Origin of the sequence: Caldimonas tepidiphila (genome assembly GCF_003569765.1) — a bacterium.
Lineage (GTDB): Bacteria > Pseudomonadota > Gammaproteobacteria > Burkholderiales > Burkholderiaceae_C > Caldimonas > Caldimonas tepidiphila.
The window spans coordinates 1-24,357 of the sequence record NZ_QXMG01000079.1; the positions used below are offsets into that span (position 1 = coordinate 1).

The 24,357-nt window shown below is 68.8% G+C and carries 20 protein-coding genes, 1 pseudogene and 2 CRISPR repeat arrays; of the genes and pseudogenes, 17 read left to right on the forward strand and 4 right to left on the reverse strand.

The window, feature by feature from the left end:
• Together D3A59_RS22615 and D3A59_RS22620 are read right to left on the reverse strand one after the other, a co-directional pair.
• Positions 1-805, reverse strand: an 805-nt coding sequence (locus D3A59_RS22615; protein WP_119157587.1) for an IS5 family transposase, incomplete at its 3' end; no start/stop codon positions are given.
• 562 nt (positions 806-1,367) lie between these two features.
• On the reverse strand, positions 1,368-2,507 hold the full coding sequence (locus D3A59_RS22620) for a Card1-like endonuclease domain-containing protein (protein ID WP_119157588.1): 1,140 nt from the start codon (positions 2,505-2,507) through the stop codon (positions 1,368-1,370).
• 173 nt (positions 2,508-2,680) lie between these two features.
• Between D3A59_RS22620 and D3A59_RS22625 the strand changes: the two are divergent.
• The 10 genes and pseudogenes from D3A59_RS22625 to xseB form a co-directional block, all read left to right on the forward strand.
• Positions 2,681-3,218, forward strand: a pseudogene (locus D3A59_RS22625) (IS5 family transposase); the annotation flags it as partial.
• Positions 3,219-3,441: 223 nt separating this feature from the next.
• Positions 3,442-3,840, forward strand: coding sequence for a CRISPR-associated protein Csx16 (gene csx16 / locus D3A59_RS22630; protein ID WP_205665256.1), 399 nt, complete (start codon positions 3,442-3,444; stop codon positions 3,838-3,840).
• A 1-nt stretch (position 3,841) separates the two neighbouring features.
• Positions 3,842-5,941, forward strand: coding sequence for an ATP-dependent DNA helicase (locus D3A59_RS22635; protein WP_119157590.1), 2,100 nt, complete (start codon positions 3,842-3,844; stop codon positions 5,939-5,941).
• A complete protein-coding gene (locus tag D3A59_RS22640; RefSeq protein WP_119157591.1) occupies positions 5,938-7,353 on the forward strand; it encodes a DUF7017 domain-containing protein in 1,416 nt (471 codons plus the stop codon). Before D3A59_RS22635 ends, D3A59_RS22640 begins: the two co-directional genes overlap by 4 nt.
• Positions 7,354-7,367: 14 nt before the next feature.
• A complete protein-coding gene (locus tag D3A59_RS22645) occupies positions 7,368-7,511 on the forward strand; it encodes a hypothetical protein (RefSeq protein ID WP_157991654.1) in 144 nt (47 codons plus the stop codon).
• Positions 7,512-7,537: 26 nt separating this feature from the next.
• The gene (gene csm6 / locus D3A59_RS22650; RefSeq protein ID WP_170162377.1) at positions 7,538-8,875 is read left to right on the forward strand and encodes a CRISPR-associated ring nuclease Csm6; all 1,338 of its coding nucleotides are present in this window, start codon (positions 7,538-7,540) and stop codon (positions 8,873-8,875) included.
• A gap of 442 nt (positions 8,876-9,317) precedes the next feature.
• Complete coding sequence (locus D3A59_RS22655) at positions 9,318-9,962, forward strand: hypothetical protein (protein ID WP_119157594.1); 645 nt, start codon at positions 9,318-9,320, stop codon at positions 9,960-9,962.
• Between the two features lie 12 nt (positions 9,963-9,974).
• Positions 9,975-10,937 carry a DUF4407 domain-containing protein gene (locus D3A59_RS22660; RefSeq protein ID WP_119157595.1) on the forward strand — a complete coding sequence of 321 codons (963 nt, stop codon included), beginning with the start codon at positions 9,975-9,977 and terminating at the stop codon, positions 10,935-10,937.
• 28 nt (positions 10,938-10,965) lie between these two features.
• A complete protein-coding gene (gene xseA, locus D3A59_RS22665; RefSeq protein WP_119157596.1) occupies positions 10,966-12,624 on the forward strand; it encodes an exodeoxyribonuclease VII large subunit in 1,659 nt (552 codons plus the stop codon).
• Entirely contained in the window at positions 12,621-12,926 is a 306-nt protein-coding gene (gene xseB, locus D3A59_RS25865; RefSeq protein ID WP_170162376.1) for an exodeoxyribonuclease VII small subunit, read from the forward strand. Before xseA ends, xseB begins: the two co-directional genes overlap by 4 nt.
• A 1,076-nt stretch (positions 12,927-14,002) precedes the next feature.
• Here the strand turns inward: xseB and D3A59_RS22675 are convergent.
• Positions 14,003-14,995, reverse strand: a complete 993-nt coding sequence (locus D3A59_RS22675; protein ID WP_119157597.1) for a viperin family antiviral radical SAM protein — start codon at positions 14,993-14,995, stop codon at positions 14,003-14,005.
• A 215-nt stretch (positions 14,996-15,210) separates the two neighbouring features.
• Here D3A59_RS22675 and D3A59_RS22680 point away from each other — a divergent pair, with 215 nt between their 5' ends.
• The 5 genes from D3A59_RS22680 to cas2 (D3A59_RS22700) all read left to right on the forward strand — a co-directional run bounded on the left by D3A59_RS22680 (position 15,211) and on the right by cas2 (D3A59_RS22700) (position 20,851).
• A complete protein-coding gene (locus D3A59_RS22680) occupies positions 15,211-15,492 on the forward strand; it encodes a hypothetical protein (RefSeq protein WP_119157598.1) in 282 nt (93 codons plus the stop codon).
• A gap of 153 nt (positions 15,493-15,645) precedes the next feature.
• The gene (locus tag D3A59_RS22685; RefSeq protein ID WP_170162378.1) at positions 15,646-17,079 is read left to right on the forward strand and encodes a Card1-like endonuclease domain-containing protein; all 1,434 of its coding nucleotides are present in this window, start codon (positions 15,646-15,648) and stop codon (positions 17,077-17,079) included.
• Positions 17,080-17,268: 189 nt separating this feature from the next.
• Positions 17,269-17,903: a CRISPR direct-repeat array (repeat unit 35 nt; unit sequence GTTCGGCTGCCCCGATTTCCGAAGGGGATTGAGAC).
• A 202-nt stretch (positions 17,904-18,105) separates the two neighbouring features.
• Positions 18,106-20,256, forward strand: coding sequence for a CRISPR-associated endonuclease Cas1 (cas1, locus tag D3A59_RS22690; RefSeq protein ID WP_119157600.1), 2,151 nt, complete (start codon positions 18,106-18,108; stop codon positions 20,254-20,256).
• Between the two features lie 16 nt (positions 20,257-20,272).
• On the forward strand, positions 20,273-20,554 hold the full coding sequence (gene cas2 / locus D3A59_RS22695) for a CRISPR-associated endonuclease Cas2 (RefSeq protein ID WP_119157601.1): 282 nt from the start codon (positions 20,273-20,275) through the stop codon (positions 20,552-20,554).
• An 18-nt stretch (positions 20,555-20,572) separates the two neighbouring features.
• Positions 20,573-20,851, forward strand: coding sequence for a CRISPR-associated endonuclease Cas2 (gene cas2 / locus D3A59_RS22700; RefSeq protein ID WP_119157602.1), 279 nt, complete (start codon positions 20,573-20,575; stop codon positions 20,849-20,851).
• 110 nt (positions 20,852-20,961) lie between these two features.
• Positions 20,962-21,598: direct repeats of the CRISPR family, unit length 35 nt; unit sequence GTCTCAATCCCCTTCGGAAATCGGGGAGCCGGAAC.
• Positions 21,599-21,800: 202 nt separating this feature from the next.
• Here the strand turns inward: cas2 (D3A59_RS22700) and D3A59_RS22705 are convergent.
• Entirely contained in the window at positions 21,801-23,294 is a 1,494-nt protein-coding gene (locus D3A59_RS22705; protein WP_170162379.1) for a hypothetical protein, read from the reverse strand.
• A gap of 271 nt (positions 23,295-23,565) precedes the next feature.
• Between D3A59_RS22705 and csx16 (D3A59_RS22710) the strand changes: the two genes are divergently transcribed.
• Complete coding sequence (gene csx16 / locus D3A59_RS22710; protein ID WP_205665257.1) at positions 23,566-23,973, forward strand: CRISPR-associated protein Csx16; 408 nt, start codon at positions 23,566-23,568, stop codon at positions 23,971-23,973.
• The gene (locus D3A59_RS22715; RefSeq protein WP_119157605.1) at positions 23,966-24,301 is read left to right on the forward strand and encodes a hypothetical protein; all 336 of its coding nucleotides are present in this window, start codon (positions 23,966-23,968) and stop codon (positions 24,299-24,301) included. The genes csx16 (D3A59_RS22710) and D3A59_RS22715 overlap by 8 nt, the downstream gene beginning before the upstream one ends.
• Positions 24,302-24,357 lie beyond the last annotated feature (56 nt).

The window sequence follows — 24,357 nt, forward strand, 5'->3', positions numbered from 1 at the left end:
CGCTGTCAAGCCACGCCCCGCCCGGCGCCCTCGCTGCCATTTGTGCAACAAAGCCTGCCCCATCCAGCGCCGCGCGCTTGCCCGGGCGCATCGCGATGTGCCAGCGCACACCTTTTCGGGCGTTCAGCCGCTTGTGCGCCCCCTGGTAGCCCGCATCGGCGAAGGCGTCGGTTTCCTCTCCGTGCAGCAGGCTGTTGGCCTCCACGACATCGTTGACGTTGCCCGACGTGCCGCGAACCGTGTGTACCAAGCCCGACTCGGCATCCACCCCGATATGGGCCTTCATCCCGAAGAACCACTGCTGGCCCTTCTTCGACTGGTGCATCTCCGGGTCGCGCTCGCCCGAGGCGTTCTTGGTCGAGCTCGGTGCCGAGATCAGCGTGGCGTCCACCACGGTACCCGCGCGCAGCATCAGCCCCTTGTCGCGCAGCAGCTCGTTGACCCGGCGCAGCATCTGCTCGGCAAGCTTGTGGCGCTCCAGCAGGTGGCGGAATCTGAGGATCGTCGTTTCGTCGGGCAACCGTGCCTGCCCGTTGCCCAGGCCCGCAAACTCGCGAAACAGCGGCACGTCGTGCAGCGCCTCTTCCATGGCCGGATCGCTCAGCGTGAACCACTGCTGCATGAAGTGGATGCGCAGCATCGTCTCCACCGCAAACGGCGGGCGGCCCCGCCGGCCCTCGGGCGCATGCGGCGCCACCAACTCCACCAGCGCCGCCCACGGCACCACGCGCTCCATCTGCTCCAGGAACTCGCGCTTGCGCGTTCGCTTGGTCGACAGGTTCAGCCCGAGATCAGCTTGCTTCATGGCCCTGATCTTCGCTCAGCACACTTGCTGCAGCTTTGCGCAGAGGTTCCTTAAGGCAATCATGTCTCAATCCCCTTCGGAAATCGGGGAGCCGGAACGCCTATGAGGCGATGGCCCTTGGCTACGAGACGTCTCAATCCCCTTCGGAAATCGGGGAGCCGGAACCCGTTACCGCCACCGAAGCCGAGCAAGTCGGGTCTCAATCCCCTTCGGAAATCGGGGAGCCGGAACTCGTGCCGGCCCCCATGGGCCGTACGCCCCAGTCTCAATCCCCTTCGGAAATCGGGGAGCCGGAACTCTAGCGCGTAACTCCCTATGGAATCAAGCACTTGCAAGGGGTTTGCGGACAGTCCGGCCGGTTTGCCGCATTTTTGAGCACCCACCCTCTTGCGAGCCTCGAAAAATGCCGGAAAGTCCTTTGAAATCAAGCTGCTGACAACTCGATGCGGATCGTTCTCGATTCCGCGTCCGGCAACGGCCCGAACGGCCCACATTCCGCTTCCTGCCTTCAGCGCAGCACGTCGCGCGTCCCGTCGGGGCTGATGCGCCGCGACTATCGGGTTCAGCGAGCCATCCAGTCCCGCATCCACGGCACGAGGCGCCCCACCTCCTCGGCAGCGAGCACTTGGACGCCGTACTCGCGGGCGCGCTTGAGCGCCTCCTCGCCCACGGGCTGCGCGCTCAAGTAGAGAGCGCCGGCGACGCTGCCACCGAGCCTCTGGCGCAGCTGCGCGAGCTTGTAGAGCGCGTCCTGCGGCTTGGTCTGGCGCCCGGTCTTGCACTCGATGAACAGCGCGCGGTTGCGGTGCACAAGCATGGCGTCGATCTCGTTGGACACGCGCTCGTCGGCCGAGAAGAGCTGGATGTTGCTGCCGAAACGGCCGGGCCGGGCCAGACCGGTGAGCTTGAGCAGCACGAACTCCTCCAGCCAGCCGCCGGCGAAATAAGCCGCGGCGGAGGCGTCTGCGAAGGTCAGCGACCTGCCACCGTCGCGGTGGAGCATCCCCTGGGTCTGCGCCTTGTCGAGAAGCTCGGCCAGTGGCTTGGACGGGACGTGGTGCAGGGGCTGGGTGAGCACCCCCTCGCCCTTGGCATCGCAGGCCTGGGACGCGAGCGTGGCCAGCACGCTGAACGCGCTGCCGTACTGCGCGGCCTTGTCGCCCATCTCGCGCGTGAGGGCCGCACGCGCGGCGGCGCGATGCTGGGCGGCTGCGTGCCGGGTGTCGTTGTCGATGCGGTAGCCCTGCACCAGCAGCATGCGGACGATGTCGAGCACGTCGGTCATCGGCTCGCTGCGGGGCTGGCTGCCGAGCCAGTCAATGCGCTGCCGGCCCGTGTCGGCATAGAGGATGTCGAGCTTGCCGCTCCCCGTCTCGACCAAGCGCAGGCCATCGCGCAGGGCCAGCACCATCAGCTTCGTACCGCCCGTGGCATGCAGCACCACCTCCCGTCCGTCGAGTCGCTCGGCCACCTGATGGGCGCTGGCCTCGATCGCTCCCGGATCGCTGTCGTCGAAGTCGATGCGCTCGATGTGCCGGACGTCGTCCTTCAGCGCCGTGGCCAGATGCCGTGCGCTGTCCTGCATTGCAGGGGTCTGGAGAATCCAGACTTCCTGCGCCCCGTACTGCTGCAGCGGGATGAAGTTCGCGGCGTTCTGGCCGGTGGCGATGCACACATGCACGGCAGGACGGGGATCGGTCATGGTGAGCAGTTCCTCTTGAGGTGATCAGGTATTCCGGGCGGCTCTGGATACGACACCTTCACGAACCCCGAAACCGGAGAAACCGCGATAGGAAGGCGCCGGGCCCGGCCGAATGTAGCTTAAGAAAGGTCTGCGTAAAGGAGGAGCAAGTGTGCTGATCGAAGATCGAAGCCATGAAGCAAGCTGATCTCGGGCTGAACCCCTTGACCAAGCGAACACGCCAGCGTGAGTTCCTGGAGCAGATGGAGCGCGTGGTGCCATGGGCGGCACTGGTGGAGTTGGTGGCGCCAAACGCACCCGAGGGCCGGCGGGGCCGCCCGCCATTTCCGGTGGAGACGATGCTGCGCATCCATTTCATGCAGCAGTGGTTCACGCTCAGCGACCCGGCAATGGAAGAAGCGCTGCACGACGTGCCGCTGTTTCGCGAGTTCGCGGGACTGGACCACTGGCAGACGCGGCTGCCCAACGAGACAACGATCCTCAGATTCCGGCACCTGCTGGAGCACCACAGGCTCGCCGAGCAGATGCTGCACCTGGTCAACGAGCTGTTGCGCGACAAGGGGCTGATGCTGCGAGCGGGCACCGTGGTGGACGCCAACGCTGATCTCGGCACCGAGCTCGACGAAGAACGCCTCGGGCGAGCGCGACCCGGAGATGCACCAGTCGAAGAAGGGCCAGCAGTGGTTCTTCGGGATAAAGGCCCATATCGGCTCTGCCACCGCTGCGCCGGACGCCTGCCGGATACCCGACGAATGGCTCCTCCTTCGCCTGCTCCTGCTCGGCGTGGAACTGGGGGACGGAGGTTGGCGGGTGGCGCCGAGGACGGGCTGCAAGCCGGGGATCTCCCCGCAGGGGCGCCAATCCGCCCGCGCCGTGCATCTCAGCAACGTTGGTGAGCGGCTTTCGCAGGCCACCCGGGCGGCAGACTGCGGGCATGACCACCGAATCCTTCAGGGAGGAACTCCTCATGTCGCAGGCCCCGTCGCTGCCCGCCACTCCGGCGCCGGTCACCTGGATGGTGACGCGCCACCCCGGCGCGCTGGAATGGCTGCAAGCGCAGGGACTGCAGGGCCGCTGCGTGCCGCATCTGGACCCGCAGCTGGTCGGCCCCGGCGACCGCGTGATCGGCACCCTGCCGCTGCACTTGGTCGCGGCGGTCTGCGCACGGGGCGCGCACTACCTGCACCTGAGCCTAGACCTCACGCCCGAGCTGCGCGGCAAGGAGCTCAGCGCCGAGCAGCTCCGGGCCTGCGGCGCACGGCTGGAGGCCTACACCGTCCGCGCATGCGACGACGGCGGCCCCGCGCCCTCCACCGGCGAGCGCGAGGCCTGACATGGCACTCACCCCGTCCCAGCAGCAGGCGCTGAGCGCCATCCAGGAATTCCTCGCCTCCGACGCGCACTGCTTCCTGCTCAAGGGCAGCGCCGGCACCGGCAAGACCCGCCTGCTGGCCGCCCTGGCCCGGCGGCTGAGAGCCGATCGCCGGCTCTTCGCCCTGCTCGCCCCCACCGGGCGCGCGGCACGCATCCTCTCGGCACGGACGGACGAGCCGGCCGGCACCCTGCACCGCCACCTCTACGCCCTGGACCAGATCCGGGTGTTTGAGGAGGCACAGGCCCGCAACGATCCCGGCATCCGGTTCATCTTCCCGCTCAAGGGCGACGACCCTGCCGACATGGTGTTCATCGTCGATGAATCCTCGATGGTCGGCGACAAGGAGACCGAGGCGGACGTCTACCAGTTCGGCTCCGGGCGGCTGCTGGCCGACCTGATCGAATTCGCCCGGCTCGGCCGCCCCGGACACGAGGACGCGCCGTCGGCCAAGCTCATCTTCGTCGGCGACCCGGCGCAGTTGCCGCCGGTCGGCGACAACCGCTCCCCGGCCCTGTCGGCGGCCTACCTCCACCGGACCTTCGGCCTCGACTGCCGTGAGTTCGAGCTCACCGAGGTGCTGCGCCAGTCCTCGGGCAGCGCGGTGCTGGACCGTGCGAAGGCCCTGCGCGATGCCCTGCTGCGCCAGGACTTCAACCGCTTCCAGCTCGCCGAGGCCCCGGGCGAGATCCGCCATGCCGGCGTGCGCGACGCGCTCGATCATGTGATCGAGGCCCAGCACGCCGGCACCAGCTCCGTGCTGATCACCGGCACCAACGCCCGGGCGCTGGACCTCAACCGCGCCGTGCGCGCCCGCCTCTGGGGTCGCGAGGACCTGCCCGTGCAGATCGGCGAGCTGCTGCTCATCAACAAGAACAACCCCGGCGCGGGCCTGATGAACGGCGATCTGGTGCGGGTGCGCCGGGTGGACGAGACGCCGCAGGTGCGGCATGTGCCGCTCAGGGGCGTGCCGCAGCCGGTGCGCCTGTCGTTCCGGGCGGTGGGCCTGGCCTACCGCGACCCGCGCGGCCGCATCCTCGAGACCGGCGCGCTCATCCTCGAGAACCTGCTCGAATCCCGCGACCGGGAGACCACGCCGCTGGAGTTGCGCGCGCTGCTGGTGGACTTCCGCCAGCGCCATCCCGGCCTCAGGCCGGGCAGCACCGAGTTCCGGCTCGCCATCCAGGACGACCCCTATTTCAACGCGCTGCAGGTGAAGTACGGCTACGCGCTGACCTGCCACAAGGCCCAGGGCGGCGAATGGGGCAGCGTGGTGGTCAACTTCAACGACGCCGCGGGCGACAAGCGCAACGAGAGTTTCTTCCGCTGGGCCTACACCGCCATCACGCGCTCGCGCGGCCGCCTGCTGCTGATCGACCCGCCCTCCTTCGGTCCTTTCTCGGGCATCCGCTTCGACGTCCCGGCAGCCACCGCGCATCCGGCCCCGTCCCCGGCGGAGCCGGCCCGCACCGAGGCGGCCGCCGGCGAGTGCGCCGATGCCGACTGGGACCGCTTCTCCTTCTCGCCCGGGCAGGAAGCCCTCTTCCGGCATCACGGCCGCATCCGCGAAGCCCTGTCCGGCCTCGGGGTGGGGATCGCCCGGCTGCAGCACGGCCAGTATTTCGAGCGTTACTGGCTCACGCGCGGCCACGTCACCGCCGCCGTCCAGTACCGCTACAAGGGCGACCTCCGGGTCTCGGGCGTCGTGCCGGCTCCGGGCACGAACTCCGACCCCACGCTGCTGCAGGACTGCCTGGCCCGGCTCACGGCCGTGCTGCTGTCGCCACAGGACGCCGGCCCGGCCCGGCCGCAGCCGCCTTTCCGGCAGGATTTCGAGGCCTTGCTGAGGCAGGCCGTCACCGACAGCGGCCTGCGGGTGGTGGCGGTGGAGCACGACACCCACCGGCTGCGCTTCACCTTCGAGGACGAGGCCCGGCGCGGCCGCATCGATTTCTTCCACGACGACAAGCACCGCTGGACCCGCGCCATCGAGGTCGGCAAGCCGGGCAGCAGCCAGGGCATCTACCAGCAGGTGGTCGATATCCTGGGGATGACGGCTTGAGCCGCGCCAGCGAAATCTCCGCGCTGCGCAAGGGTGGCCGGCTGGCCGAGGCGCTCGACCTGGCCCGCGCCGCCCACGAGGCATCGCCCCGCGATCCCTACCTCCAGCGCGCCTACGGCTGGGTGCTGTACGACATCGTGAAGCTGGACGTCCGGGACCTGGAGAACCAGCGCCTCCCAAAAGGCGAATTCGCCCACCGCTTCGGGCTCTGGATGGCCGAGTACCAGGCCCTCGACGACCTGGATCGCCCCGGCCTGTTGTACTCCCTCATGCTGAACCTGGCCGTCAAGGCCAGCCGTGCCTGGCCCGGGCCCGGCTTCCTGGAGTTCGCCAGGTGGTGGGGGCCGCAGCACCTGCGGGCCGAGGACCTGCAGCCCTACACCCCTGCGGACGGCAAGACGGTCGCCAGCCTCGGCCTGCGCCTGCACTACGCCATCGGGCGCGGGCTGCTGGAGCAACTCGACGGCGGCGACCCCGACCTGCTTCGCTGGGCCGGGAAGCAACTGCTCGTGGCGCTCGACCGACATCCGGACGACCTGTGGCTCAACCACTACCGCAGCAAGTGGCTGCTGGCGCAGGGCGAGGTCGAGCAGGCCCGCCAATGCACGGCCTCCGTGGTGCGCCGCCAGCGCAGGGCCGCCTGGGCCTGGGCCCTGCTGGGGCAGACCTTCGAGTCGCAGGATCCCGACGCAGCTATCACCTGCTTCTTCCGATCCGTGCAACTGGCCCGGGAGCCGATGGAAGTGGCGAACACGCGGCTGTCCCTGGCGCGACTCCTTGCCCAGCAGCAACGCTTCGACGAGGCGGCCGTCCAGGTGCACCGGGCCTTGCAGTTCCGCTCCGACAACGGCTTCAGAGTGTCGCAGGACTTGCAGCAGCTGCTCCGCTCGGGCTGGTTCAAGCAGAGGCCTGAGCTCGAGGCGCTCCCCCGCGAGCCGGATGTTGCGGGCGAAGCCGACGCGCTCTTGCGAAGCCTGGACGATCGGCCGGTCTTGTTCCGCACGGGGGTCGTCGATCACCAGAACCCGCAGAAATCTCTCGCGCACGTCGCTTTCCCGGCGGACGAGGGAACCGTCCTCGCCTACGGGAGATTCCCGGGCGCAGACCAGTTGCAGCCGGGGCAGTTGGTGGAAGTCGGCTACGTGCAGGGCCAGAAATGGCCGGTCGGTTTCCAGGTCTCGAAAGCCAGCGAGATCGCGGGCTTCTGCCGCCGCATGTCGGGCGAGGTCACCCAGCGCGACGGGCAGGGTTTCGGCTTCCTGGTGACGGCTGAGGGCGAGCGCGTGTTCATCCCCCCAGCCTTGTTGACAAGGTTTTCTCCCGCCCGACCGGGCGAAGCCGCCGAATGCATTGCCCTCTTGTCCAGGGACAAGCAGGGCAAGGCGGGATGGCGGGCACTGGACAGGACCTGAAGGACTTCCGCTCCATGACTGACACTTCATCGAACGTTTCCATCCAGCGCCGTGTGCTCGTGTGCGTCTGCGGCATGTCGCCAGCCGTCATCACCGAGACGCTCTATGTGCTGATGCACCAGGATCCGCCCTTCGTGCCCGACGAGGTCCATGTGTGACCACCGGGATGGGTAAAGAGAAGGTGATGAAATTGCTGCTCGACCCTGAAACCGGCCACTTCCATGCCTTCATGCGCGAGTGGCTGCCGGGGCAGAGCATCCGCTTCGGCAAAGAACAGATCCATGTGATCGGCCGGGAACGCGCCGAGCCGCCCCGTGTCGTCAGCCCCTGGGGCGGCCTCGTACCGGAACAGGAACCGCAGTCGCGCTGGGTCGAGCTCGACGACATCGCGACCGACGAAGACAACGCGGCGGCGGCCGACACCTTGTTCCAGGTGATGCGCCGCCTCAAGGCGGTGCCCGGCACCATGCTGCACGCCTCCGTGGCCGGCGGACGCAAGAGCATGGGCTTCTACATGGGCCACGCCTTCTCGCTGCTGAGCGACCCGGGCGACACGCTGTCGCACGTGCTCGTCAACGAGCCCTTCGAGAGCTCCGGGCTTGACTTCTACTATCCGCCGCGCACGCCGCGCAGCTTCAACTGGGCGGATGCCGACGGCCAGCTGCGCGAGCGCAGCACTGCCGAGGCCGAACTGCGGCTGGCGGAGCTGAGCGTGCTGCGGCTCGGGCCGGCGCTGGCGGAGTTCCCGATCGGCGAAAACACTTCGTTTGCCGAGGCGGTGAAGCTGGCGCAGGCGGTGCTGGTACCGGTACCGCTGAAAATCCGGCTCGATCTGGCTGAAGGACGGGGCGAGGTCTCGCTGTGCGGGCGCCCGGTGCGCCTGCCCCGCCAACAGCTGCTGGTGCTGTCCATCTACGCCTGGGCCCGCCGGCACGAGGAGCAGCTCCCCGAGGGGGGCACGGTCGCAATGACGGAGTTCGAGCCGGAGGCGTGGGAAGCCCTGTGGGAGACGCTTTCCGGCAGCACCGGCGACGAGGACGCCCCGTCTTCAGGCCGCAGCCGCAGCAGCGTCCCGCGCACGCCCGAGCAGCTGCGCTCCCTGCATTCCAGGATCAAGGACGCGCTCACGGCTGCCGTCGGCCCGGCCGCCCGGCACTATCAGATTCAGCGGGTCGGCGCCAAGGCAGCACCCGGCACCGCTGCACGCCTCGGACCTCTCGCGGCGGGTGCTGGTGAGCCACCTGCTGCAGCGCACCAGCCTGATGCTGGAGTTGCACGCAAGGCAGGAGCGCCTGCCGGCGGAGGTGCCGGCGCTGCTGGCGCTCGCGGATCGGCTGGAGGAGGACCGCAGCTCGCTGCTCTGGACGGAATGGAAGCGTTACTCCTCGCACCAGCAGCAGGAGATGGCGCTCGGCGGCTTCACTGGGCCCTGGCTCTGGCTTGGCCAGTGGCTGCTCCTGGGCAAGAACGCCACGATGGGGCTGGGCGCCTACGAGCTGGGCGCGGGCTGAAGCGGCGGTGAGGCAGGATCGGACCTCGCCAGTGAGCGCCCGGGCGTTGATGTCGATCAGCCCGGGATCGAGGTTCATCAGGCCGTAGACGCCATCGCGCTTCCTGCGCTCATCCGGGCCGGCGATGAGCCTGCGGCCGATGTGCGATGCCGCCTCGCGCACTTCCAGCGCGATGTCCGGTCCCTGCTCCAAACGGCGCGAGGAGCTGCCGCCGTCGTACCCGGGCAGTGGCTCACGGAGAGCGCCAGCGGCACACCGCGACCACCTTCGATGCAAGCGGCTGCACGGCCGCCTCTCCTTGCCCCGAAGCAGGCCGGCTGCCCAACCCGTCCTCCGCTGCGGCCGGGCCCCCCCGGCAACGTGCCGCCAACGTTGGCGCAATTGCCTGAGTAGCGCTGCGGCCCCGCATCATCAAGCCCCACGACGACAGACAAAGAAGGAAGGGACGACCGCATGAACCTGCGCCATCTGCTTTTCCGCCGTATGGCCCCGGCGGCGGCACGCGACAGCGCCTCGGCCTCCGTGCCTCCGGCGGGCATCGATGCCGGGGCCGAGACGGGCGACAACATCGTGCCGCTGCGCGTGCCGCCGTCTCCCGGGTTTCCCGAACCGTCGCCCCGAACCGAGGCCGCCCCTGGGGCGCCGGGGGCCGAGGAGGCCGCCACCTCGCAGGCAACCGTCCTGGCGCCGCACGGCATGCCCGACGCACCGGAGCTGATCGCCTTCTTCAACGGCAGTCACCTGGGCCTGGGGCGTCACGACGGCAGCCACTACCGCACGCAGGAGGCCCGGGAAACGGGGCGGGAGGCGCTGATCGCGCGCTTCATGAACCTGCTCGATGGGGTGGCAGCGCGCAGACAGGCGGAGTGGGACCGGCTGCAGGACGCACTGCTGCAGACCGAGGGCGTGTGCCCTGTCACCACCCGCCGGCTGCGCCTGGCCGCCAGCATCAAGGAGCGGGAAATCGCGCTGCTGCGCGAGCAGTCGGAGCGGGCCGCCCAGGGCCAGGGTTGGGTGCTCGAAGCCCTCACCAGCTACCAGATCGGGTTCGCCAAGGGCCTGCGCGAGGCGCTCGAATTCGAGCTCCTGGGACATTGAAAGGAGCCTGCCATGCCGGTTTCAACCTATCTCTGCCGGGTCGTGGGCGAGTCCCCGGAGCGCGCCGGACGACTGCATCCTTCCTCGGTCGCCCGGCTGAAGGCCTGCGCCTTCGCGATCCATCTTCCGGTGCTGCTGTGGGCGGCGACGGGTGGGATGATCGCCTCCCGCGTCTTCGGGCTGCAGGCCCCGGTGGCAGCCGGGGTGAGCCTGTTCTGCGCGCTGCTGATCTACCTGGTGGAGCGCCTCGTGCTGGCGACGCCCAAGTCCTGGGCGGTGAACCTGATCCGGCTGCTGATCGGCCTGCTGATCGCCGCGCTCGGCGCCTCTGCGGCGGACCTGGTGCTGTTCGAGCGCGAGATCGCACAGCAGCTCCGCGAGGACGGGCGGGCGCGGATCGAGGGCGAGTTCCAGGGGCTGACGCTGGAGCAGGAAAGAACCGTGGCCGCCGCGAAGGCCGAGTGGCTGCGCGCGCAGCAGGAAGCGCAGTGCGAGGCCAACGGCACCTGCGGCAGCCGGGTACGCAGCGTGGGCCCGGTGTACCGCGAGCAGCTGCGGCATGCGCAGGCCTTGCAGGCGGAATACGTCGCCGCGCAGGCCCGCCTGGCGCAGATCGGCCACCAGCGCGCCGAGGCCCTCGCCGACTGGCAAGCCTCCTCCGCCCCGGTCCGGGAGGCCGGGATGCTGACGCGGCTGCAGGCGCTGCACCGCTACGTCCTCGACCACCCGGCCGCCTTCGCCGCATGGGTGCTGTTCTTCGGGCTGATGCTGTTCTTCGAACTGATGGTGGTGATGACGAAGATGGTGTTCGACGAAACCGTGGACGACCGGCTGGACCGATTGCGCGAGCAGCTGAACGAACACAAGGCGCAGGCCTACCGGGACGCGGTTTCCTCGCCCGTTGCCGACGCGCACCGGCTACTGGAATCCGCGCATCGCCCGGCGGCACGGACCCCGAACCCGCTTGCCGGCTGAGCGGCTCCCAGCTTCTCTGGACACTCCCATGAGCACCCTCTACCTCAATGCCCTCTTCAAGGACAAGGATGCTGTCAAGGCGCTCGGCGCCCGCTGGGATCCCGAGGCGAGAAAGTGGTACGTGCCGCCGGGGCTGTCCCCTGACCCGTTCGCGGACTGGCTGCCCGACCCGGCTCGTCCAACAGGACCCGCGAGCCGGGCGCGAATCCCGGAGGCGACGCACGCGGACGCCCGAGGCATCCCCTTGTCGCAACTGATGAGGGGCGTTGCGCAGGCCGTCGCCGAGGCTTACCGGGCCGGGGTGTGGACGCGAGTGGAGATCGTCAGGGTCGAGCTCCGGCGCGGCCATGTCCACCTGGAACTCGCCGAGCGCCGTCCTGGCGGGGAGCTGGCAGCCCAGGCCAGGGGAATGATCTGGGCCGGCACGGCGAGCCGGATCCTGCCGGAGTTCGAGCAGGCCACGGGAGCCCAGCTCGCCGCCGGCCTCAAGCTGCTGGTGCGGGCCCGGCCCGAGGCGCATGCCCTCTACGGGCTGAGCCTGTCGATCGACGCGATCGACCCCCAGTACACGCTCGGGGACCTGGAGACCAGGAAGCGGGAGATCCGGGCGCGCCTGCAGCGCGAGGGCCTCCATGACGCCAACCGGCGGCTGCCCCACCCCTGGGACTACCAGTCCGTGCTCGTGATTGCACCGCAGGGCGCGGCCGGCCTGGGGGACTTCCGCGCCGAGGCACAGCGCCTTGCGCGGCACGGTGTGTGTCGCTTCGTCTATGCCTTCAGCCGCTTCCAGGGCGAGGGGGCGGCCGCAGAGATCCGCGCCACGATGCTGCAGGCGCTCCAGCACTGGCATACCGAGGCGGGGGCGCCGCCCGATGCCGTGGTCATCCTCCGCGGCGGCGGAGCGGTCAATGACCTCGCCTGGCTCAACGACTACGAGCTCGCACGCAGCCTGTGCGAGCTCGGCGTGCCGGTACTCACCGGCATCGGCCATGAACGCGACAGCACCGTGCTCGACGAGGTGGCAAACCTCCGCTTCGACACTCCATCCAAGGTCATCCTTGGCATCGAGCAGGTGATCCACAAGCGGGCCGCCGACGCCCGCGGCTTTTTCGCGGACCTGATGCAGGCAGCGCTGCACAACGCCTGGACTGCGCGCGAGGCGGTCGCGCGCATCGAGCGCGAGATGCGCTCCGGCGCCCGGGAGCAGTTGGCCGCAGCACGGCGGCATGCCGACGCAACGAACGCCGATATCCGGCTCGGCGCGACCTGGTCGCTGCACAAGGCGCGACATGGTGCGCACGACATCCTGGCCCAACTCCGGCATGAGACACGGTACCGGCTCTCGAGCGCACGACATTGCACCGCAGCCCGGTTGAGCACAGTGCTGGAGCGATCCCGTCATGGAATGCGCACCGCGCAACAGGGGGCGGACCGCAACCTGGCCGAACTGGCCGCAGCGGCACGGCGCTCGGTGCAAGACGCGGCGAGCAAGGCGCAGACGCTGATGCGCGAGATCGCGGGACAAGGCCCTGAGAAAACGCTCCGCCGTGGCTTCGCGATCGTGCGAACTGCGAAGGGACAACCCATCACCGACGCAGGCAGGCTGCGGCCGGGAGAAGAGATCGAGATCCAGTTCCGTGACGGCACGGTGCCGGGGCGGACCAGCCACCAGGAGAACCAGCGATGACGGCAACGACCTTCCGGGCCGCCTATGGCGTGTTGCAGCGGCATGCGGAGACGCGGCGCAACCAGCGCGAGCCCAACATCGACGACCTGCTGAACATTGTCACCGAGTCGATCAGCGCCTATCAGGTCTGCAGGGAACGCATCGAGGCGGTCGAGATGGCGCTGGAGCAGGCGCTGGGCGGCCTGGGAATCGAGCCGACGGGTGCTGCGGATGACCTTAACGGGCCGGCCGAGGCAGCGCGCCCCCAGCCCCCCGTGCGTGCGCCCTCCCTCACGGACATGGACGACGACATCCCGTTCTGAGGTAGCGCTCGCCGGGGGACGTGCCTCGGGCACAGTGCCGGCGAGTTGCGCTTCTTCCTGGAAAAAGCGCACCGCCGGGCGGACGGGTGAGTGTATTCCGGTGATCAGCCTCGGATGCCTGACATCCACGGGCAGGCGCTGAAGCGGTTCATGGGGTGCGAACTGCGCCAGCCCCTGTTCGGCCGACGGGCCAGCCATTAAACTCCGGGCCGTTCAGGTCGAGTGACGCCGCGATGAGCCCGATCCATCAGCTCCGCCCGGTTCGAAAAAATCTTCAAGCACCCTTGCAAGTGCTTGTCAGCAAATGAGAATTTAGAGCATGGAGTCTGAACGGATGCCCTGATGAAGAAGGGATTAAGACCCTCCCATCACGACCTCTGCGGCATATTCATCGCCTGAACGGATGCCCTGATGAAGAAGGAATTTGGACTGAGCTCGGCCGACACCGGCAGATCTTCTCCGCCTGAGCCTTGTTGCAAAAATGGCGGAGAGAGGGTGGGCAGCGCAACGCTTGACCCTCTCGGTTGGTCGAGGGCATGGCGAGGCAGGACGGCAAGGCGGTGCGCCGCTACACGATGACGAACCCGCCTCTGTACGACGCGGCACTGAAAGCACGGGGCTCGCTACCGGTGCAGCTCGCCCGGGACATGCGGGGGATTGCTGCGCTGCAGACCACGCGAGCTCGCAACCTGACCTTTCCGGACACGGCGATCCATCCCCGCATGAGCATGAAGTGCCTGTTCGGCCGGGCGCCGCCTCAGAGCATCGAAGGCGGGCAGCCTGTTCGAGCTGGCAGGGCTGGATGGGCCGGTGCTGGGCTTCGGCACGCTGGGCCGCCCGCAGAAGGATCTGCAGGTGCACATGGGCCACCGAGCCGGCACGTCACCGCACCGGCATGAAGGCGCACGGCGAGTGGGAGTGGCAAGCGCAAGAAGCCTGGAGCCGACTACGCGCAGCACTGGCTGAAGGTGTATTTGTGCATCGGCACGCAGACGCAGACACTAGGGAATTCGCGCCATCGACGTCACCGGCAGTTCACCGGACGATGCACCCAGGCTGAGGCACGGCCGAGCGTCTCAGGCTGCCCGAGCCTCGGTGCCTGCAACTCCGCTCAGCGGCTGGTAGCGCGCCGCAAATCGATCGGCCGAGAACGGCACGCTTGCAAAGGCGCGGCCCACGTTGTCACGCGTGATTGGCTGGCTGTAGAAGTAGCTGCCCTGGCGGCCGGTGCCGTTCTGGAAGAAGCGGCCTTGCGGATCGACCATCACGTAGGAGCCGAGCATGTCGGCGTTGTCCTCGACCGAGACCGACATGCCGGGCACCCGGCCCGCGTGGCGAGCGACGAAGGCAGCGAAGGCGTCGTCGCCCACGGCCAGCGTGCTGTTCACCACCGGCAGCATGCGCAGCACCTTCCAGCGCGCCGGGCGCAGCAGGGCGAGCGCGGGGGCCAGGTCTTCGTCGGCGTTGCCCGCATTGACCACCGTGTTGACCTTCACCACCAGCGCCGGGTTGGCAGCGCGCGCCCGCTCCAGGCTCTCGGCGACCTGCTCCAACGAGAGATGGCGCCCGCGCCGGTCGGTGCGACCAATGTGCAGGTTGCGTTCGAGCGAGAACGAGTCCAAGCTCAGCCCGAGCAGGTCCAGCTCGCGGGCCAGCGCGTCGAGGGCTTCGCCCTGTGGCAGCAGCGAGCCGTTGGTGATGAGCGAGACTCGCATGCCGAGGCCGCGCGCCTGCTGCGCAATGTCGAGCACCCGCTGTGGATACAGAAGTGCCTCGCCGCCGGCGATGCTCAGCCGCAGGTGCGACCAGCGCAGCGCACGGCGCAGGGGGTTCGACACATTGCCGGGTTGGAAGAAGTCCCAGAGCGCCGACAGCAGCTCGGAGCTCGCCGCCTCGTCGCGCACCACATCGCGCCGCCCGGACTCGCGCTGCCAGGCCGAGTAGCAGTAGCCGCAGCGGTAGTTGCAGGCCTCGGTGACATGCCAGTTCACCACCAGCTCCTCCACGGCCAGGGGCGCCGGGGCATTTTCGGACGCAGGGGCGGCGCGGAGAGCGAGGGGGGCGTTCATGCGGTGCGGTCTCCTTGAAGCGTGCTGGCGGACGGGGTGGAACGGGACGGATCTTGTTCCGTCCGGCTAGGAACACCGGCCTTGCGCCAACGTTGCCGCCCTGACGGGAAGGCAGGACGAGACGCACGGCGACGGCGCGCGGCAACGTTGGCGAAAGGTGGGCGGCGGGCCAACGCTTTCCACAATCCGGTCCATCGCAACACACGGAGGTCTTCATGATCTTTATTCTCTTCGGCTCCCTCCTGAGCGGCGCCACCACCGTGCTCGGCGCCTCCGCGGCCGGCGCGGCGGCGGGCGCGGCGGCCAGCGGCGTCACCGGAGCACTGGCCGGGGCTGCGATGGGCGCGGTCGGCTCCGCGGCCACGGTCGCGGCGGGCACCACGGCCACGGCGGCTTCGATCGCCACCATCGCCGGGGCGCTGAGCACCGCCGCAGGCGTGCTGCACGGCTGCTCGGAGCTCGCAGGCGGCGAGACGGCGCGCCAGCTCAGCGCCTGAGCCGAGGGCAGCGGAGGAAGTGCGGCGCATGGGGCGCCCCTCCTCCGCTGCCACAACGCCCCTGCGGCCTCGCGTATGACCCGATGGCGCCCCCGGCCTCGGTCACGCTCCGCACCGATTCCGCCTGACGCCCTTTCCTGCCCCCGACGACCGATGACCGACACTGTTCTTCCCGACGCCGCCGCCCCTGTCCACACTTCCGAGGCGCAGAGGTCACCTGCGGTCCCCGAGCTGATGCTGTGCATCGCCAGCGGCCAGAGCCTGCCCAACGTGCTGCCGCTGCAGGTGCGGCCCTGGGACCAGCTGGTGATCTACGCCAGCCGCGACATGCATGCCGAGGCGCAGCGCCTCGCGCTGGTGGCTGGCTACCTGCGCATGCGGCAGGGACTGCCCGAGGCCGGCGGCTGCGAGGTGGTCGAACTGCCCGCGGACCTGTCCTACCGTGCGCTGGCCGCCTTCGCCGCACGGGAGGTGGAACGGCTCGCGCAGTCCCACCCCGGACATCGGCTCGCCTTCAACGCCACCGGCGGGCAGAAGACGATGACGCTCGCCTTCGCGCAGGCGTTGCGCGGCCGCGCCGACATCTTCTACTGCCAGACCGAGCGCGACTGCATTGAGCTCATCGAGCCGGCCGGCCCGGACCTGCTGCTGCCAGCGGCACTGCTTGACCTCGACACCTACCTCGGCGTGCAGGGCTACCAGATCACGCGCGGCGTGCCGCTGGAGCAGGCCTGGGCGCTGGCGCAGGCACGCCGGCGTGGCCGGCTCACCGCCACGCTGGTGCGGCGGGTGGGCGAGCTGCGCCGGTCGTTCGCCGAGATGCCGGCCGGCTACCCGAAGGGCGCGCCGCGTAACGTGCTGGGCGCACTTCACGGCGCGGCGGTCGCGGCCGTCGAGGCCTGCCGCAGCCTGTCGGACAAGGCAGCCGACGCCTCCTTCGCGCTGAGGCAGCGGCTGGCACTGCTGGGCGAAAGCGTGTGGTGGGATCTGCTGCTGGATGAGGCGGTCTCATGCGGCGTGCTGCACGGCTGGTCGAGCGAGGGCAGCTGTATCGAGCTGGAGTTCGCGGACCGGGAGGCCGCGGTCTATCTCGCCGGCGGCTACCTGGAGGAGTACGTGCACCTGGCGGTGCAGGCGCTGGGTCTGCCGCCGGGCGCGGCGGCACGTGGCGTGGGGGTGGACCTGCTGCGACGACGCACCGGGCGGCGCACGGCCGAGCTCAACGAGCTGGACATGGCGATCACCTGGCGCAACCGGCTGCTGATCCTCGAGTGCAAGGCGGGCCGCCAGCTCTTCGACCCCGCCCGCACGCAGGAAATCCTCAACAAGCTCAGCATGCTGCGAACCGACCTGGGCGGCACTCATGGCCAGGCTTGGATCCTGTGCACCGGCCGCATCGACGAGCAGAGTCACGCCGAGGTGCTCGAACGTGCGGCAACCGCGCAACTCCAGGTGCTCGGCGGACCCGAGTTGCGCGACCTGCCGCAACGACTGGCCCGCGCGCTGGACTTGGCTCCGCCCGCCGGCGAAGGCTGGATCGACGCGCCGCTGTCTCCCCGGCGCTCGCTCCCGGCGGGCGCTCATTGACCGTCCTTCCCCGCAGCGCCCTGCCATTGGGAACGATTCGCATCGCGCTGTCAGCAGATTGATTTCAAAGGACTTTTTGGCAATTTACAGGGTGGGCGCGAGAGAGCCTGCTGAAAAATGAGGCAAATTGCCCGACCTGTCCGCAAAGCCCCTGCAAGTGCTTGATTCAAAAGGGGGTTACGCGCTAGAGTTCGGCTGCCCCGATTTCCGAAGGGGATTGAGACCCCCTCAGGACGACCTCCCGTGCCGCGTCATAGTTCGGCTGCCCCGATTTCCGAAGGGGATTGAGACATCTTCCGATCCGGAGTGGCGGTCGGTACAAGTTCGGCTGCCCCGATTTCCGAAGGGGATTGAGACAAGAGCCACTCGATTACGTGCTCTTCGTGCTTGTTCGGCTGCCCCGATTTCCGAAGGGGATTGAGACCTTGACGGCCCTGATGATCGCGAGCAGGTCGTGGTTCGGCTGCCCCGATTTCCGAAGGGGATTGAGACAACTCCTCGTGAGGAGCCACGCAGTGAGCCTGGTTCGGCTGCCCCGATTTCCGAAGGGGATTGAGACGCCGTCCACCAGCACGAACTCAACCTCCAGCGTTCGGCTGCCCCGATTTCCGAAGGGGATTGAGACCGTGGCAGAACGCATCCACGGGGGGCTCGAACGTTCGGCTGCCCCGATTTCCGAAGGGGATTGAGACGCGGTGAAGAAGCCACTGAACATCGCCCACGTTCGGCTGCCCCGATTTCCGAAGGGGATTGAGACATGATCTCTGCTGCGTTCGCAACGTGCTGACCGTTCGGCTGCCCCGATTTCCGAAGGGGATTGAGGCAGTTGCGGGGCGCCGCTAACGTCTTGCCAAGAGGTTTCGCCGCTCCGATTCCCACGGGCGCAGAATTTCCCGCCTTCCGAAGAAGAAAGCCGGCCCGTGCCGGCTTTTCCTTTTCGCGGCCAGCTGCCAACGTTGCCAGTCGCTCGCATCACATTGGTTCTGCCCGACGATCGCATCATCCCGATCCGCCGGAGTCCCCGCGATGCCGAACCCGAATCCCGCCGTGCTGTCCGAGCCCTCCCCTGCCGCCGTGCCGCCCGTTGCCGGGCTCCTGGCCCGCGCACTGGAGGAGCACCACCTGTTCGAGGCCTGGGAGCGGGTGCGCGACAACGACGGCGCTGCCGGCGTGGACGGCCAGAGCATCGAGGCTTTCGGCCGGCACTTGTTCGGACAATTGCAGCAGCTGAAGTCGGAGGTCGAGCACGGCCGCTACGCGCCGCAGCCGCTGCTGGCGGTGGAGATCCCCAAGCGCCACGGCGGCACCCGCACGCTCGCGATCCCGGCAGTGCGCGACCGGGTGCTGCAGACCGCGGTGGCGCGCCAGATGGGAGCTCTGCTCGACCCCGGCTTCGACGCCGCGAGCTTCGGCTACCGGCCCGGCCGTTCGGTGGCGCAGGCCATCGCCCGCGTGGCCGCCTGCCGCGACGCGGGGCTGCAGCAGGTGGTGGACGCGGACATCGAGTCCTTCTTCGACCGCATCGACCACGCGCGGCTGCTGCAGGCGCTGCGCGAGCGGCTGCCCGACGAGGGCTTGTGCGCGCTGGTGTCGCTGTGGCTGGGCGCAGTGCGCCGCGAGGGGCGCAACGCGACGCTGCAGGTGCGCGGCGTGCCGCAGGGCTCGCCGCTGTCGCCGCTGCTGGCCAACCTCTACCTCGACGGCTTCGACCGCCGCATGCACGAGGCGGGGCTCGAGCTCGTGCGCTACGCCGACGACTTCGTCGTGCTGTGCGCCGACGTGCATGCCGCGGCGCAGGCACTGCGGCTGGTGCGCGAGACGCTGGCCGGGCTGCGGCTGGATCTCAACGAGCGCAAGACCCGGCTCACCAGCTTCGAACAGGGCTTCGACTTCCTGGGCGTGCATTTCGTCCACAACCTCGCCGAGCCGATCAATCCGCAGGCCACCCCCTGGCTGCTGCCGGGCGAGCGGCTGCGTGTCCTGCCGCCGCAGGAGCCGCCGGCCGCGGCGGCACTCCCGCAGGCGCCGACGGCGCCGACTGCTTCCGAGCCGTCCGCGGCGCGGCTGCTGGTCTCGCTCGACCCGGCGCTGGAGGCCGACGAGGTCGATCACGAGGGCCGGGCCGGGGACGAGGCGGGCGCGGTGTTCACGCGAGAGCACCGCTCGCCGCTGCTGCAGACGCTCTACGTCGGTGAGCCCGGCTGCTGGCTCACGCGCGAGCACGACCGGGTGGTGGTGAGCCGCCGCCATGAGGTGCGCGCGAGCATCCCGCTCGGGCAGCTCGACCAGATCGCGGTGATGGAGAACGCGATGGTCTCCACCTCGCTACTGCGCCACTGTGCCGAGCGGCGCGTGAGCGTGGCCTTCGGCGGCAGCGGTGGCGAGCTGCTCACGCTCGACCGCGGCACGCTGGCCGAGCGGCGATTGCTGCAGGCGCAGTGGGCGGCGCAGGGGCACGGCGAGCTGAACCTGCTGCTGGCGCGCCGCTTCGTCGAGGGCAAGCTGCACAACTCGCGCACCGTGCTGCGCCGCTTCACGCGCCGCGAGGGACGCGAGGCGGTGGAGCCGCTGCTTCAGGCGATCGAGCAGGCGCAGCAGCGCCTGGCCACCGCCACGACGCTCGACCAGGTGCGGGGCCTGGAGGGCGCAGCGGCGCGGGCCTACTTCCAAGCGCTCAAGGCGCTGCTGCCCGAGGGCATCCACTTCCCCGGGCGCCAGCGCCGCCCGCCGCGTGACCCGGTCAACGTCACGCTGTCCTTCGGCTACGCGGTGCTCGCGCACAACCTGCACACCCTCGTGCGGCTGGAGGGGCTGAATGCGCACCTCGGCCACCTGCATGCCGCGGCGGCGGGCAGCCTCGCGCTGGTGTCGGACCTGATGGAGGAGTTCCGCGCGCCGCTGGTGGACGCAGTGGCGCTCGCGCTTTGGCGTGCGGGGCAGCTGAAGGACGCCGACTTCGAGTGGAGCACCGCGCCCGACGAGCAGCCCTGTCGGCTGGCCCGCACGGCGCGCAAGCTCTTCGTCGATGCATTGGAGGCCAAGCTCGAGAGCCGCATCCTGCATCCCGGCCTGCAGCGGCTGATGGACTTCCGTCGCGCGATGCAGGCCCAGGTGCGGCACTACCAGCGGGTGCTGCTGCGCGAGGAGGCGGTGTACCAGCCCCTCAAGCTGCGCTGAATGCAAGGAGGCGACGATGCGACGGCTGTGGGTGGTGAGCTACGACGTGGCCGACGACCGGCGGCGCCAGCGGCTGGCGGACTACCTCCTCGGTTGGGGTGACCGCGTGCTGGAGAGCGTGTTCGAGTGCGTGTGGCGCGCCGACCAGTTGCCGCAGGTGCAACAGGAGTTGGCGGCAAGGATCGAGCCGCGAGAGGACCGGCTGTGGCTGGTGCCCGTGTGCCGGCACTGCCGCGTCGCGGCACGGGTCAACGGCCAGCGGCGCGCGGTGGATCACTGCAGCCATCACGTGGTGTAGCGAAGGAGGGAGCATGCGATGCAGCGGGTGCTCGTGAGCTACGACATCGGCAGCCCGCGCCGGCGGGCGAAGGCAGCGCGGCTGCTGTGCGACCACGGCGTGCGGGTGCAGGAAAGCGTCTACGAGCTGGCGTTGCGCGCGGGCGAATGGACGGCGGTGTGCCGCGCGCTGGACCGGCTGATCGACCCGGTGGCGGACCAATGGCGCGCTTGGCCGCTGTGCGCGGCAGACCGGGCAGATGCGGTGCAGCTCGGGGCGGCCAGCCCGGCACCGATCCAGGGGGCAGTGGTGGTGTGAGGGGCTGGCAGGCGCCGGAGATGGAGGTTGATTTGCCGAGCCGGGGCAATCCCCTTGGCAAATTGGGGCAGCGGAACCCAGGACGTGGATCTCATGGACGATGTCTTCCGGTCTCAATCCCCTTCGGAAATCGGGGAGCCGGAACAGATGTGGGCGATGTTCGCTTCGTTCTTCGCAGTCTCAATCCCCTTCGGAAATCGGGGAGCCGGAACCCGCAACGAGCAAGTGAGGACACCATGAGCTTTGTCTCAATCCCCTTCGGAAATCGGGGAGCCGGAACCGGGCCAGCACATTGGCACAGCAGCGGAGATGTCTCAATCCCCTTCGGAAATCGGGGAGCCGGAACACAAAGCTATCGCCCGCAACGGTAAGTTCTTCAGTCTCAATCCCCTTCGGAAATCGGGGAGCCGGAACGGCGTCGAGGATGCTCTGAAGCAGCTGGGCTAAGTCTCAATCCCCTTCGGAAATCGGGGAGCCGGAACTTGAAGAAGTCCCCAAAGAACTCAGAACCCTGTCTCAATCCCCTTCGGAAATCGGGGAGCCGGAACGTCGAGGCACCGGTCGAGGTCAAGGCCGCTGTGTCTCAATCCCCTTCGGAAATCGGGGAGCCGGAACCGAGTATCTCGGCACAGCTCGCAGGCAGATTGTCTCAATCCCCTTCGGAAATCGGGGAGCCGGAACCGCATCAAGGCTCTCGAGCTCGACGCCGAGTGTCTCAATCCCCTTCGGAAATCGGGGAGCCGGAACTCTAGCGCGTAACCGCCTTTGGAATCAAGCACTTGCGGGGGCTTTGCGGACAGGTCAGGCAATTTGCCGCTTTTTTCAGCACCCCCTCTCGCGTCCACCCTGAAAATTGCCAAAAAGTCTTTTGAAATCAATCTGCTGACAGCGCGATGCGAACCGTTCTCGATGGCGAGGCGCCCGGCCCCCCTCGGCCCCTGCACGGACATCAGCCCAGCAACTCGCGCAGGCAGGCAGTGATTGCCCCGACCTTGACCCCCGGGCGCGGGAAGAACTGGATGTGGATCCAGGCCGGGAAGGACTGGAACCTGAACTGATAGCGCCCGTCCGATAGCGCGTCGAGCCGGCGATGCAACTGGGCCTCCAGCTTGTGCAGCGCCTTCTCGTCCGTCACCCGCAGCGCCTTGCGCCGCACGCCGATCAGGAACTCGGTTTCGATCAGCTCCACCAGCACCCAGGGCTCGCCGCGCTGCTCGCTGATGCGCTCCATTTCCCGGGTCAACTTCAGGAAGTCGCGCTCCGGCCTCATGCCCGCTTCCATCACCCTCCCGGAGCTCAGCACCGTGTTGCCCTGCCCCTGATGCGCCAGCAGCAACTCCTCGGCCCGCCTCGCCGCTTCACCCGGCCGCATGCCGGAGTCGATGCGCTCAAGGATCGCGCTGAAGAGCCGCCCAGCCTGCGCCTGCGTGAGCAGGCACACGCCCAGCGCGCGCGCCAGGCGCTCGGTACCCTCGTCCTGCGGCCAGCCCGGCCGCAGCGCAACGGGAAGCGCGCCACGCCCGCCAAGAGAATGTGCGAGCTCGGCCACGTCGGCGAGCTGCGTCCCCTTCTGCTCGTCCGCGGCGCCGGGCAGCTTGATGTCGATGCACACGAGCCGTCCGCGGTGGCAACCGACCAGGTCCACCTCCCGCACCACCTTGCCGCCCGGGCCCCGGTCCCAGACCTTGAGCGAGTGTGCGAAGCGCAGCCCGCTGTCGAGAAGCCCGGAGCCGACGAAGCGCTCGAAGGCATCGCCGTTGCCGCTGCAGCGCACTGGCGGATCCAGCGCGTCGAGCGACGCGGCCCAGCTCCAGCGCCGAGCGATCAGCTCCCGTACGGCCTCGTCCACCGGGAAGGCATTCAGCGACTGCGTGCTGATGCGGTGCTCGGCCGAGAACTGGGCCGCCACCAGCTCCTCCACCGGCAGCAGCCGCTCCAGCGTGTCGGCCGGCGGCACGGCCTCGTCCACGCCGGGCTGCAGCGGCACTGCGTCGAGCAACCCGTCTTCGCCGGTCACCAGCTCGACCCAGCGGCCGTCGATTTCCTGGTAGAGCACGCGGCGCGATTCCAGCCCGGCCGCCAGGGCCAACTCCGTGGCCGCCGCCGACATCGGCTTGGTGCCTCCAGTCACGTTGACGAGCCAGCGGCTCGACGGCGACGCTTCCAGGCAATCCAGCATCACGGCACGCACGCCGGCCGGCCACATGCCGCCCTTGGTAAGCTGGATTTCGAAATCCAGGCCTTGCCGCCCGCCCCAGCGCTGCATCACATCCTTCAGGCGCTGCGCAGGCTCGGCTGAGCGCCGGGCGTCGTCGGTGTGGAAGATATGGATCGAGGCCAGCGCCGCGTCGAAGCGGTCGGCCGCGTGAAGCAGGAACTGCAGCGCGGGAAACAGTTGCTCACTGGCGAAAACCACCACGCGCACGGGCAGCTCGGCATTCATGATCATGAAATCCCCGGGATCGTTGAGCGCGACCCCCTCCCGGTTCGCGGCGTGATCGCACTGCACTGCGCCCGAGGAAGAGGCTTCCGCCCCGATTGTCACACCTGAAATTTCCCAGGCCTGTTCCTGCTCCCTTGCATGAGACGGAGGCAGCGGCCTTCCACGCCCAGGTTTCGCCGTTCTCTGCCGAGGCGTCCTGATGCCGGTTCAGGCCCTTGCACCAACGTTGGCGAACGGCCATCCAGAACAGTTCGGGGAGCAGACTGCGCTCATGAAAAACGAATCGCTCAGGGAGGATCGGCTCATGTCATCACCTGCCTCGCCACGCCTGGAAACGCGGGCTCCGGTTACCTGGATGGTGACGCGCCACCCTGGTGCCCTGCAATGGCTGCACGAGCAGGGACTGCAGGGCCGGTGCGTGCCGCACCTGGATCCGCAGCAGGTCGACTCCGGCGACCGCGTGATCGGCACCCTGCCGCTCCACATGGTGGCGGCGATCTGCGAACGGGGCGCACGCTACTTCCATCTGAGCCTAGACCTTCCGCCCGAACTGCGCGGCAAGGAGCTCACGGCGGCCCAGCTCGAAGCCTGTGGCGCCCGGCTGGAGGCCTTCATGGTCCTCGCGTGCGAAGACGATTCCCTCATGCCCTCGCAACTGGCAGGCGATCGCAATGCTTGAAGTGGCTCTGGCTCGTTCGCAGGAGCCGGAGGGGTCTGAGGAGGCCGCCTTCAGGAACGCAGCCCGCCATCTCGTCGAGTCGGAATGCCTCATCCTGGAGAACCTGCTTGAATCGAAGGCAAGGGAAATGGCCCCGCTCGAACAGCGAGCCCTGCTGGTCGATTTCCGCCAGCGCCATCCCGCCATGCGGCCGAACACGGCCGAGTTCCAGACAGCCCTCCGGCAGGACCCCTGCTTCAATGCACCGCAGGTGAAGTACGGCTACGCCTCGAAATGCCACAAGGGAACTTCGATAAACCGGTTTCCGAGCGCGCGCGGGGGGGGGTGAGCAGTGCGTCGGCTGACGCAAGAGCGAAGCACGCAGGGGCGAGCGAGGCGGCAACT